Origin of the sequence: Streptomyces canus, from assembly GCF_030816965.1 — a bacterium.
Lineage (GTDB): Bacteria > Actinomycetota > Actinomycetes > Streptomycetales > Streptomycetaceae > Streptomyces > Streptomyces canus_E.
Map to the genome: position 1 here is coordinate 297,114 of NZ_JAUSYQ010000002.1, position 12,438 is coordinate 309,551.

Annotated in this window: 9 protein-coding genes and 1 pseudogene; 4 read left to right on the forward strand and 6 right to left on the reverse strand. The window is 71.1% G+C overall.

Annotated elements, in window-relative coordinates; all coding sequences use genetic code 11:
* Positions 1 to 399 precede the first annotated feature (399 nt).
* Positions 400 to 1,014 (forward strand): hypothetical protein, encoded by a 615-nt coding sequence (locus tag QF027_RS02275; RefSeq protein WP_307072260.1) that lies wholly within the window; start codon positions 400 to 402, stop codon positions 1,012 to 1,014.
* 1,104 nt (positions 1,015 to 2,118) lie between these two features.
* Positions 2,119 to 2,697, forward strand: coding sequence for a hypothetical protein (locus QF027_RS02280; RefSeq protein WP_307072261.1), 579 nt, complete (start codon positions 2,119 to 2,121; stop codon positions 2,695 to 2,697).
* Between the two features lie 147 nt (positions 2,698 to 2,844).
* On the opposite strand, the gene QF027_RS02285 is transcribed toward QF027_RS02280, so the two are convergent.
* The 6 genes and pseudogenes from QF027_RS02285 to QF027_RS02310 form a co-directional block, all read right to left on the reverse strand.
* Complete coding sequence (locus tag QF027_RS02285; RefSeq protein ID WP_307072262.1) at positions 2,845 to 3,615, reverse strand: polysaccharide deacetylase family protein; 771 nt, start codon at positions 3,613 to 3,615, stop codon at positions 2,845 to 2,847.
* Between the two features lie 752 nt (positions 3,616 to 4,367).
* Entirely contained in the window at positions 4,368 to 4,856 is a 489-nt protein-coding gene (locus QF027_RS02290; RefSeq protein WP_307072263.1) for a GNAT family N-acetyltransferase, read from the reverse strand.
* A gap of 486 nt (positions 4,857 to 5,342) precedes the next feature.
* On the reverse strand, positions 5,343 to 7,565 hold the full coding sequence (locus QF027_RS02295) for a glycoside hydrolase family 65 protein (protein ID WP_307072264.1): 2,223 nt from the start codon (positions 7,563 to 7,565) through the stop codon (positions 5,343 to 5,345).
* Complete coding sequence (locus tag QF027_RS02300) at positions 7,562 to 8,332, reverse strand: HAD family hydrolase (protein WP_373432394.1); 771 nt, start codon at positions 8,330 to 8,332, stop codon at positions 7,562 to 7,564. Before QF027_RS02300 ends, QF027_RS02295 begins: the two co-directional genes overlap by 4 nt.
* Positions 8,329 to 8,922: pseudogene (locus QF027_RS02305) on the reverse strand (universal stress protein); the annotation flags it as partial. The pseudogene QF027_RS02305 and the gene QF027_RS02300, both read right to left, overlap by 4 nt.
* Positions 8,923 to 9,083: 161 nt before the next feature.
* Complete coding sequence (locus tag QF027_RS02310; protein WP_307072266.1) at positions 9,084 to 10,811, reverse strand: sensor histidine kinase; 1,728 nt, start codon at positions 10,809 to 10,811, stop codon at positions 9,084 to 9,086.
* 463 nt (positions 10,812 to 11,274) lie between these two features.
* On the opposite strand from QF027_RS02310, the gene QF027_RS02315 reads away from it, so the two are divergent.
* Positions 11,275 to 11,622 carry a hypothetical protein gene (locus QF027_RS02315; RefSeq protein ID WP_307072267.1) on the forward strand — a complete coding sequence of 116 codons (348 nt, stop codon included), beginning with the start codon at positions 11,275 to 11,277 and terminating at the stop codon, positions 11,620 to 11,622.
* 160 nt (positions 11,623 to 11,782) lie between these two features.
* Positions 11,783 to 12,247 (forward strand): pyridoxamine 5'-phosphate oxidase family protein, encoded by a 465-nt coding sequence (locus QF027_RS02320; protein WP_307072268.1) that lies wholly within the window; start codon positions 11,783 to 11,785, stop codon positions 12,245 to 12,247.
* The last annotated feature ends 191 nt before the right edge of the window (positions 12,248 to 12,438 follow it).

The window sequence follows — 12,438 nt, forward strand, 5'->3', positions numbered from 1 at the left end:
GGCGCAGCGCGCGGTTTCACTGCGACCGTACGGCCGTGCGGTCGCAGTCACTCCTCCCCCTCCCATGAGGGGTCTTCTCACTATGCCGGTTGGGCTTCGCGACGGATCAGCCCGGCCCGTAAAACGTTCAGGAACTTCCTCCCTCTTCTCTGCACATGGCTCGCCCTGCCACCTTGCAATGCGGCCCCGCCGCACCGGACATGACAGCCATGACCTCGGCACCGAAACAGCAAAGACTGCGCGCAAGGAACAGTTGGCTCCGCTTGTCCGTAGTATCTCCATGCCAAGGCATTCTGTTGCAGTTACGGCATCCGCGCTGCCAGTGCAGCCCACGCCGCCTGGTTCAGCGTTGCGCTCCGCCTCTGCGTCACGGCCGCACACCGAGGAAAGGCCAGCATCATGTCCGAGAGCACGACCGACACCACGGGACTGACACACCAGTACAGCACCCAAGTAGCCACCGATCTCGAGACCAACCTCAAGGAGCAGGAACGCATCAGTGGCGACATCGCTGCCCTGCAACAGCAGTTGGCCGCCCTGCAGCATGATCACAGCGTGCTGGTGAACATCCAGCAGGCGCTCGGCGTCACTCAGACGACCAAGGAGGCCACGCCCTCGACCGAGACCGCCACGGTGCCGGCTCCTCGGCAGAAGGCCAAGGCCGCACCGCGCAGCAAACAAACCGCACGGAAGGCCACCGCCGCGCAGGAAGGCACGACGGCCAAGAAGTCCACCGCCAAGTCCGGGACGAAGGCCGCCCAGCCCACTTTGGTGGGGCTCATCCGCCGCCACCTCGCCGAGCAGGACGAACCGCGCTCCGCTGCGGAAATCGCCGCCACGCTCGGCCAGGCCCATCCCGAGCGTGACATCAAGACCAAGGTCGTACGCGTCACCCTCGAGGGGCTTGTGGCCAGGAGCCAGGCCCAGCGCACGAAGCAGGGTTCCTCCGTCTTCTACACCGCACCGGAAGCGGAGACCACTCCAGCGGCCGAGGCGCAGCCCGAAGAACACTGACAGGTCGACCACTCGGTCGTGAACGCCCGAGCGCGACACCTCGGCCGGATACGGCTTTGTCGGCTCCCGACCGCACCGTAGGGCAGGGCGGTCACAGGTCACATCTTCCGGTCCCCGCTCAGGCGGGGACCCGGTCGGGCATGGTGACGAATACCCACGCCGTGGCCCTGCGTTTGGCGATGTCGGCCCACGACGTGGTCGGCGGGCCCAGCGAGGCCGCACCCCGAACGTGACATGACCGGTGCCCTGTCCTCTCACCGCCGGCGCTCCAAGGGCGTTGTCCGATAGGTGAGTTCGACGAGGGGTAGTCCCTGCTCGCGGGGAGCCACGGCCCGCACGACACGTACTCTCACCCCTGTCCCGGCCACAGCCGGTTCGGTCCTGGCGATCTGGCAGACCAGGGTGAAGCCCTCGTCCATCGCGACGAACCAGGTGCTGAGCGGCGATTGGCCGATGCGGCGCACGAGGGCCCCGGCGCCCGTGCTGCGCTCCCGCTTGAAGGCGGTGGAGCCACCGGCCCTCCCGCTTGAAGGCGGTGGGGCCACAGGCGCGGCAGAACGAACGGCGGTAGGCCGCAGTGCCGCACCAGAGGCAGCTCTGGAAGAGCAGTTCGCTGCGGACCTCCAAGCGGGCGGATCGGCGGTCCCGGTCGTCGCCGCAGGCACGTCATGGTCCGTCCGGAACTCGTTGGGTTCGCGGCTGTCTGTTCGTCCTGCTGCATGCGCGCCGCCAGTCCTTCCACGAGGGCACGGCCGAGTCCTTGGTTGGCGCCCGTGACAAGGGCGGTCCACGCGCATGGCCTTGTAGGCGAGTGCGAGAACGCATCCGCGCGGGCCCGACCGACGAAACTGCACGGCCACCTCCCTTGGGCGGCAGGGGTCTCGTTGATCGGCAGACGATCGCCGGGAGCGTGCCCGGCCCCGCTGCCACGGTGAGACCCAGGGGGCGTACAGGCGTACCTCCGCGGGGTCATGGTGATCACCGGTATGCCCCGGCTGAGGGAGCAATACGTCAGCTCTGCAGGCGATGTGATGCTCCGTCAGCCACGGGACCGTGGAAAGACGCCCGCAGGACACGGGCGTCATCCACGAGGAAGGATCTGTAATGAGCCGCAGTGCGTCAGCCTCCACCCGTATCCGGGTCGCCGCAGGTGCCGCCGTCCTGATCGCCATCGCCTGCACCGCCTCCGCCGCGGCCTCCGGCCGTTCGCCCGGGTCCGACGCCTCCGGCGGGTCCCGGGAAGCCGCGGCCCTCACCGGTTCCGCCAAGCTCTCCCGGACGCTCGGGGACGACATCACCTTCACCTTCGACGCGCACCTCGCCGCCGAACACCGGATGGATCCGGCGAAGGCCACCGGGACCTTCCGCTTCAGCCACTACCTCGACGGCGAGGGCGCCTGGGCGAAGGGGCGGATCGACTGTCTGGTGACCGGCGGGAAGGTCGCCGTCGCCACCGGTGTCATCACCGGCAGCGACCTGGCGGGAGCCAAGGGCAAGCGGGTGGGCTTCACCGTGCACGACGTGGGCCGGCACGACCGGTTGGGCTACAGCTGGGCCTCCGTTGGCAACCCTGTGGAGACCAAGGACCTGCCCAGGTGCGTGAGTTCAGCACCGTTCGAACGCGTGAAGAGCGGCACCGGTGACTTCCAGGTGTTGCCCTGGCAGCCGGACTTCGTCGAGTAGGGGGCACACCGGTACCCTCCTGGCCAGGGGACCGGCGCCCGAAGGGCGGGCGGGCTGCTGGTGTGGTGGTGCAGCTGGGGCGTCGATCGCATGGACCGGTCGACCGGCCGACCGCCGCGCTGACAGGTTTGCCGCGGGCCGCCGGGCTCAGCGCACGGGAAAGCCGTAGGAGTAGCCCTGCTCCTTGAGCCGCGGCAGGATCTGGCGCAGGGCCTCGACGGTCTGCGAGCGGTCGCCGCCCGCGTCGTGGAAGAGGATCGTCGGCCCGCCAGGCAACTCCCGTTCCACGGTGGCGACGATGGCGGCCGTGCCCGGCCGTTCGAAGTCCTTGGAGTCCACGTTCCAGCCGAGCGGGCGCATGCCCCGGGAGGCGGCGAGGTGGCGGCTGTAGGGGGTGAAGGCGCCGCCGGGGGCCCGGTAGTACATCGGCCGTACGCCCCCGGACGCCTGGGTGATCATGCGTTCGGCGTCCAGTATCTCCTGCGCCTGGTAGGCCTGGGGCTTCTTGTCCATGGTGGTGTCGTGGGACACCGAGTGGTCGCACAGCCGGTGACCGGCCGCGACCACCTGCTTGACCAGGTCCGGGTGGGCCTGCGCCTGCGTGCCCACCATGCAGAAGGTGGCCTTGACCCCGTACTGGCCCAGCACATCGAGCACTTGGGGGGTCCACACGGGGTCGGGGCCGTCGTCGATGGTGATGTTGACCCCGCGCGCCCCCTGGTCCGAGGCGTGCACGATGCCCGACGCGACCGGCTTGACGGCACTTCCCTGCGTGGCCGACGTGGTCGCCTTGGCCGACGGGCTGCCCAACGCTCCGGCCTGCGCGGTCCACACCGAGGCACCGGCAGCGAGCAACGTCACCCCGAGCGCCGCCCCGAGCACCTTGCCGTTCCAGCCCCGCCCGCCGTGCCGTGCCATGTCCGTCCCGCCTTCACGCAGTTCCTCGCCGATTCCCTGGTCACCTTGCGACCACCTGGCAGGACGAGCGACGGCGGCCACAGGATGCGTCCGTTACCGATCAAGGACAATTTCGGGGGAGTTCACGGACAACCCGGCCGACGGCGGCCGTACGCAGGCCGGTTGGCCCGGACGGGCGTCGGGCCGACGGGATTGAGGGGGAGTTCACCGGCGGGCATGAACGCACTCCTGTGCACCCGGGTCGACAGCTGCGGGTCGCCGGATCAGGGCTGTGTGGTCACTTCCATGAAATGGGCGGAGTCCTCGTGCTCGCCCGGTGCCGCTGGAAGAGGGAGCGGGACACGCGGTCATGCACCACATGCGGTACGGAACTGCGTCATCGCCCGTGATCAGGTGATCGCCGAGCCGGCCGGGGGCCGGCAGGGGTACAGGATCCGGCACAACGCTCCCCCGACACGCAAGTGGCCAGGGGTGACCGGCGCCGGCGAGCTGGGCCCGCCCGGGATGGAGGTTGATGTGGGCAGGGTGTCGGCGTTCCCGGGCGTAGTCGAAGGTGTCGCCACTGGGGGCCTCGGAGGGCTCCGGGCTCCCGCGCAGAGTGACCTGTGCGGCCTCGTACGACGGTGACGCGGTCAGCAGCCCTGGCAGGAAGAGTCCCAGCAGCCCGGTGGCGTCTCCGCGGTCGGTGACCGGCAGCATCGTCCGCTGCGCGTTGCAGGCGAAACCGGTGCCCCGCGAACCGGCACATCGCGTCATTCCGAAGGAATGCGAAACTCGAATTCGGGACGGTCCCACGGCACGGCGGGCGGGTTCGCGAAGGCGGTCCCGGTCCGCACAGCACCGACGCGGTGGTAGAAGTCCTCGGCGGGAAGATGCGACACGACCTTGAGACGGTCGATCCCGGCGGCACGGGCCTCGGACTGCATGTGCGCGACGAGCAGCCGTCCAATACCCCGTCCCTGCGCTTCGTCGGCGACGAACAGCAGGTCGAGCTCCGGTGGAGCGAGGACGAGCGAGTAGAACCCGAGGACCGGGCCTCCAGGCTCGTCTGCGCCGACAGCCACAAAGGCGCGGTGTGCCTCGATGTAATCAGGACCGACCCGGTAGCCCGCGACTGCGGCTGCGTACTTACCCTCGTAGGCGCTTGAGCCGCGCACGATCCGCGTGAGCCGTTTGGCATCCCGCGCGACGGCCCTCCGAATCGTGATCGGTTGGCTGGTCGGGGACGTGCGTGACCTCATCAGGAGAGTATGTCGCACCGGGGAGTGTCTTCGTACGGCGGGTCGACTGCTCGGGCAGGCGTTCCTGCACCCGCTCCCGGGAGCGTCTCCCCCAGGCCCCGATCGGCCACACCACTGCCGCCGAATCGGCCGCCAGCAGCAACCGCACGCCCGCACCGATGCGGAGGAGCTGGGGAACAGGGTGTTCGACGGCAGCGTTCCGAGTGAGCCTCGTGAGGCGGATCATCCTCGACCTGTTCGCCGGGCCGGCGGCTGGAGCCACGCTCCCACCGCCCCCGTATGGATCTTCTCCGGTCGGGTTCTCGGGCTGATCGCCTCCCCGCCGTGCCGGCGTTGTCGATGGCGGCCAAGCGTCTTGGCCTGGCCGACAAAAGTTGTTGATCATGTGACTGCCGGGTCACCCTCGCCTGGCAGGACTCCCCCGGGCCTGCCGCACGGCACGCACCTGATATCCGGCATCCAGGCCGGCGAACGGTGGTGACCCGCTCACTCCGGCAGGACCAGCCGGGCCGTCTCTCCGGGCTGGAGGCCCACCGAGCGGTCCGGCAGGAGAGAGAAGCCGTACGACGACAGCTCGGGCAGCGGTACCGGGTCGAGCCACAGAGCGCCCTGGCGGGTTTCCAGGCCGGTGAGTCCGCGCTGGACGAGGTCGAGCGTGCCGGCCATGGCGCCCAGATGGATGCCCTCTGCGGTGGTGCCGCCCTGGAGGTCGGCGATGTCTCCGCGCAGGGCCTCCTGGCAGTACCTCCAGGCGTCCGCGCGCCGGGCGCGGGCCAGGACCCAGCCGTGGACCAGGCCGCTGAGAGTGGAGCCGTGGCTGGTGCGGGCCAGGTAGTGATCGACGGTGCGGCGCCAGGTGTCGTCGTCGAGGCGGTGGCCCAACCTCTCGAAGAGGGAGCGGAGCTCGGCCGGGGAGAAGAGGTAGCCGAGCACCAGCACGTCGGCCTGTTTGGAGGCCTGGTAACGGTTGTCGCCCTCCGCCTCCAGGATCCGGTCCAGGCGGCGGATGTCCTCGTACCGCTTGCGGTAGGCGTCCCAGTCGAGTTCGGCGAGGTCGCCATAGCCCTCGAACTGGCTGATGACTCCCTGGTGGAAAGGGACGTGGAGGGTGCGCGAGACGTCCTCCCACTGTTCGAGTTCGCCCCCGTCCAGGCCCGCACGCTCGACGAGTTCGCGGCGCCTGGGCTCAGGCAAACTCTCCAGCGGCTCAAGCGCGCGGCTCAGCACCCAGGCTGCGGTGACGTTGGTGTACGCGTTGTCGTCGAGGCCGGGCTCCGAAGCTCCGGGGTAGGCCTCGTGGTACTCGTCGGGTCCGACCACCCCCCGGATGCGGTGGCGCCGCAGGGACTCGTCGTAGACGGCCGAGTCCGCCCAGAAGCGGGCGATCTCAAGAAGCATCTCCGCACCCTTGGTGTGCAGGAACTCGGTGTCTCCGCTGGCCTGGCAGTACTGCCACACGTTGTACGCGATCGCCGATCCGACGTGGTGCTGGAGCCGGGAGTTGTCCGGCAGCCAGCGCCCGGAGCGCGGGTTGAGGTGCAGTTGCTGGGTCTCCTCACGGCCGTCACTGCCGCTCTGCCACGGGTACAGGGCGCCGCGCCGACCGGTGGCGCGCGCCGCCGTGCGGGTCTGTTCGAGGCGGCGGTGGCGGTAGCGGAGCAGGGCGCGGGACACCTCGGGGAAGTGCAGGTTGAGGTAGGGCAGCACGAACAGCTCGTCCCAGAAGACGTGTCCGCGGTACGCCTCGCCGTGCAGTCCCCGCGCAGGCACACCGACGTCGAGGTCGGCGGTGTGCGGCGAGAGCGTCTGGAGGACGTGGAAGAGGTGCAGCCGCAGGATGCGGCCGGGTTCCCCGGGCACGGTCAGGTCGGCGCGCCGCCAGAGCTGGTCCCAGGCCGTGAGGTGTGTCTCCAGGAGATCGTCGAAGCCGGGGGCGCGGCCGACGCGTTCGACGGCCGCGTGCAGGGGGTCGCTGATCGCGGCGTCGCGTGAGGTGTGCAGGGCGACGACCTTGTCGACGGTCACGGTGCGGCCCGGTTCCAGGTTCAGGCGCAGCTGCTGGACGGCCCGTGAAGGCTCGTGTCGGACGGCGACCGGGGCGTCGGCGGTGAGACGGACGGCCATGCCGATACGGATGTCGGAGGTGCGGGTACGACAACGCAGCCACACCGTCGCCGGGTCGGCAGCGGTTCCCGTGTGCACGTGGGTCAGATGGCGACCGTCCAGATCGCGGTAGCGCGGCACACCTGCGTTGGTCACACCTCCGTCGAGGGCCGCCTCCACTTCCAGCTCCCCTGTGAGGTTCTCGTAGGTGAGCTCGGTGCGCAGCGCTGCCAGATGAGGGTCCCCCATGTGCACCAGTCGCAGCCGCTCCAGGAGTCCCGAGGTGAGGTGCAGGACAAGGCGGTGCCCGGTGACCGCCCCCGCGTCCGGAGTGAGCCACGGTCCCTCGTCGAGGCGGAACCTGAGCGGCAGCCAGTTCGGCAGGTTGACCATGTCCTCGTTCCCGACCGCGCGCCCCGCCACCCGGGAGGTCAGCCGGTTGTAGCAGCCCGCGACATACGTGCCCGGGTAGTGCACCCCGTCCACGGCGCACTCCGGCAGGGCACCCCGGGTCGCGAAGTACCCGTTGCCCAGCGTGCACAGCGACTCCCGAAGCCGCTCTTCGGCGGCGTCGTAGCCCTCGTACTCCCAGGTCCGGTCGGTCACGTCGGCGTCCCTCCCGCAAGCAGCTCTTCGAGATCGCGTACGACGACGTCGGCGCCGTGCCGCAGCAGTCTCGCCGCGGTGTCCGGTCCGGCGGCGCGGTCCACGCCGACGACGAGGGCGAAACCGCCGTTCCGGCCCGCCTCGACGCCGGCCAGGGCGTCCTCGACGACGGCGACACGTTCGGCGGGCACGCCGGGCCTTCGGGCCGCCTCCAGGAAGAGGTCGGGCCGGGGTTTGCCCGCCAGTACCAGCCGGGCCGCCTCGCCGCCGTCGACGAGCACGCCGAAGAGGTCCGACACCCCGGCTCCGGCGAGCAGTTCACCGGCGTGCCGGGACGCCGAGGCCGCCGCCACCGTCCGGCGCAGGGCACGTACCAGCCGGACGGTCCCCGGGTAGGCGGCGACACCGCGTTCGCGCGGCCGCCCGGTGAACAGGCGCTCCTTCTCGGCCGCGACGGCGCGCACCGCCTCCTCCGACGCACCGACAGCGCGTGCGGCGAGGAAGGTGGCGGCGCCGTCGAGGCGGGACTTGCCGTCCCCGTACCGCAGATAGTCGTCCCGCTCATCGAAGGGGCGGCGCAGACCGGGGTTCTCGGGCGGGTTTTCGCGCAGGAAGGCGTCGAAAGCCGTCTTCCAGGCCGCGGCGTGCACGCGGGCCGAGTCGGTGATCACTCCGTCGGTGTCGAACACCACGGCCCGTACGTCCCGCAGCACGGGTGCGAGCGTGTCGCGGGACACCACCGGGTGCGGCGGGCGGCGCACCGTCACACCCGCTGGGGGACGACGGCCACCGGGCACTGGGGTGCAGCAGAGTGTGCCCGACCCGGCCCAGCTGGACGCCGAAGCGGCCGGACCTGCGCCGCGCCCCGACGATCACCAGGTCCGCGGCGGCCGACCGGTCGAGCAGCACCTTGCGGGCCGAGCCCTCCACCGTGGTGCGACGCACCCGGACGCCCGGGTGGTCGGCGCTCGCGTCGTGCAGCACGGCGTCGAGCAGGGCGGACGCCCGCTGCTCGTGCTCGTGGGCCGGGTCCTCGGCCGGCTGAGGGTGATCGGCGCTCGCGTGCGCGGGGCAGCGCCAGGCGCGCAGGGCGTCCAGCGTGCACCCGCGTGCCTCGGCCTCCCGCAGGGCGAACAGCACCGCTTCACCGGCGGAACGCGGAGTCGCCCGCGCCGAGCAGGATCCGCTCGTGGGTGCCGGCCAGGCCGGCCCGGTCGCCGCGGACCACGATCAACGGGCAGTGCGCGCGGGCCGCCACGGCCAGGCTCACCGAGCCGAGCAGCAGACCGGTCAGCTCGCCCCGGCCCCGGGAACCGGTCACCAGGGCATGGGCGTTGTGGCCTGTTGCGAGCCGGGCCTCGGGCGAGGGCCGATCGGAGGTCACGGACGTCACGGACGTAACTGACGTAACGGACGTTCCAGGGGTTGTGCCGCCCACCACAGACCGGCCGTCGGCCGTTCGGCGATGCCCTTCAGCTGGGCACCACGAGGTCAGGGATGGGGCGGGACACGTGCACGCTACCGCTCCCCCACCGGCACCCGCCACACCAGCGTGGTGCCGCCGTCGGGCGGACTGCTCAACTCCATTTCACCGCCCAGCTGTTCGGCCCGTTCGGCCATGTTGAGCAGTCCGCTGCGGCGGCCGTCGGCCGGAATGCCCACGCCGTTGTCGGCGACCGTCAGGCGCAGTTGGCGGCCGTCGCACTCCAGCGCCAGGTCGACGCGGTCGGCCTGGGCGTGCCGGGCGATGTTGGTGAGGGCCTCGGAGAGCACGGCCAGCGCATGGTCGGCGATCTCGCGCGGCACGTCGGTGTCGAGCAGTCCCTCCATGCGCAGGCTGGGCGCGAAGCCCAGCACCGGCGCCGCCTCACCGGCCGCCCGTACGACCCGGGCGCGCAGTCCCGTCCCGGCCCCGCCGTCACGTGCCCGCAGCCCGAAGATCGTCGACCTGATGATCTTGATGGTCTCGTCCAGGTCGTCCACCGCCCGGACCACGCGCTCGGACGCCTCGGGATGCTCGATGAACCGGCCGGCGCTCTGCAGGGTCATTCCCGTGGCGAACAACCGCTGGATCGCCAGGTCGTGCAGGTCACGGGCGATCCGGTCACGGTCCTTGAGCACCGCGATCTGCTCGACGTCCTGGCGCCGCTGCGCCAGTTCCATGGCGACGGCGGCCTGCGCGGCGAAGCCTTGGAGGGTCTCGGTCTCCGTCGTGGTGAACTCCGGCCGACCGGCTTCCCGTGCCAGCAGAAGCACGCCTCGGACTCCGTTCTCGCCCTTGCCGATGGGCACGGCCACGGCGGGGCCGAGTCCCTGGAAACGGGGCGGTTCCGGGGTGATGCGTTCGTCGTGGGAGACGTCCGTACTGACGGCCGGGGCGGCGGTGGAGAAGGCCAGCCCCATCAAGGTCGCGTCCATCGGGAGCACGAGCCCCTTGTGCGCGTCGGAATCCAGCCCGACGGCGATCTCCACGGCGAGCGACCCGGTGTCCTCCATGGGGGACGCGACCGCGGCCAGCGCCGATCCGGTGATCTCGGCGGCCCGCTCGGCGATCAGGCCGAGCACGTCGGTGCGCCCGCCGCCGGACATGAGGCTGTGGGTGACCTCCGCGTTCGCCCGCAGCCAGCGCTCCCGCAGGCGGGAGTCCTCATAGAGGCGGGCGTTGTCGATGGCGACGCCGGCCGCCACCGCCAGGGTCGAGAGAACGGACTCGTCTTCCTCGTCGAACTGCGCGCCACCCCGCTTCTCGGTGAGGTACAGGTTGCCGAAGACCTGGTCGCGCACCCGGATGGGCACGCCGAGGAAGCTGTTCATCGGTGGATGGTGGTCCGGGAACCCGTATGACGAGGGATGCTCGGAGATCTTCGTCAGGCGCAGCGGCTCGGGATGGCGGATCAGCTCACCGAGGATGCCGTGGCCCTCCGGGAAGGGGCCGATCCGGGCGATCTGCTCCTCGGTGACCCCGACCGTGTGGAAGGCGGAGAGCCGCCTGCCGTCCGGACCGATCACACCGAGGGCCGCGTACTCCGCGTCGACCAGCACCCCGGCGGCTTCGACGATGCTGTGCAGCGCCTGCTCCAGATCCAGCTCGCGGCCGACCGAGAGCACCGCCTCCAGCAGGCTGTGCACCCGGTCCCGGGTTCCACGGGCCGCGTCCAGCCTCGCCTGAAGCTCCTCCAAGAGCTCGTCCAGCCTCAGCTGCGGCAGCCGTACACGGGCCTCCTGCGGCTCCTGGGAGCTTGCCACCTGCGTCTCCTCGGTTCCCTCGGACGGGCTGACACCGGCCGCTCCGGTCGTGGACCACGCTACCGGCCGACGGCAGGTGACGGTGCGAGTTCGGATCCGGCGGCAGAGGGCCCGGTGGCCGCCTTTGCCGTGACCGGACGCCTGACGGGCATCCGCCCCTACCCCGCAGGGCCGCACTGAGGCCGTTCGGCCCTGTGCCGGGGACGGACAGCACCTGCCGGGCGGATCCGGCGGTGTTCCACGCTGAGGCCACGTCCTGACCGAGGAGCCGAACCGGGTCCGCCGAGCCGAGGAGCGCAGCGTCATGGTCCGTTGCCTGCACGACTTCCGCGAGGGCCGCCGGGACGTGGCCGTCTGGAGACGGGCCGGGCGGCGCTGTCCGACACCGTGGACAGCGACAGCCGGTGAGGCACGCCGTACCGGACCGGCAGCACTCACCGAACGATCACAGGGAGCGGATCACATGACCGACGGGGATGTGAGCACCCAGGACATGCCCGTCGCCGTCCAGGTACGGACGGACGGCGACGTGGCCGACGAGGCACTCGCGTACTTCCGTGCCAAGGTGCACGCGGCCCTGACCCGGCCGGGACTTCCGGCCGTCAAGGGCAGAGTGACGATCGGCAGGGCCGCCGCACACCAGGTCCTGCCGTGGTCCGCCGGGGCCGACGTCCGGGTGGGCGGCCACCTCGTCGTCGTACGCCTTCGGGAAGGCGACGCGCATGCGCTCGCGGACCGACTGGAGGAGCGGCTGCGCGCCCGGGTGGACAGGGCCGTGCACCTCAAGCCGCGGGAGTTCCGCTCCCGATGAGTGAGTGCCGTCCGGGCCCTGGTCGGGGACCATCGGCCCTTGGCGCGGCCCTCGGCCAGGGAGAAGCTTGAAGTAGGAGCGGCACCGATCCCCCGCGGTGTCGCTCCGCATGTAGTGCGACCGGGCAGTACGCCACGAGTCCCCCAACGGAAAGTCCGTGATGGTCCACAACGCCGGGCGGCCGGCCCACGCAGGCCCGCGCCGCCGCATCGAGCTCGACAGCGCCGAGGCACTGCGACTGCTGGGCAGCGTATCCCTGGGAAGGATCGTCTTCACCCTGCACGCGCTCCCGACCGTCCGCACGGTCAACCACGTCCTGGACTGCGGGGACATCGTCATCCGCACCCACGAGGGCACCGCCCTGACCTCGTGCACGCAGCAGGCCGACGGCCCCGGTGTCGTCGTCGCCTACGAGGCGGACGAGATCGACGCGACGACGCATCTCGGCTGGAGCGTGGTGGTGACGGGATACGCCCGGCCGGTGACCGACCTCGGTGAACTGGACCGCTACCAGGCGATGCTGGAGCCGTGGGTGGAGCAGCCCATGGACCACGCGATCCGCATCCGGCCCGAGCTGGTCACGGGCATCCTGCTGACCGCCGACGGCCGGGCGGGCGGGGGCTGAGCCTTGCCTCACGCGATCGGAACGACGACCAGGGGGCAGTGCGAGCGGTGCAGGAGGGTGTGGACAACCGGTCCCGGGCGGGCGGCCAGGGTGAAGCGTGGCACGGCCTCCTCGGGTCGGCCGTACACAGCCTGCCGCTCCCGCCCGGACGCGGAACCGGATCCAGACGCGGCACGGCCGACTCCGGCTGG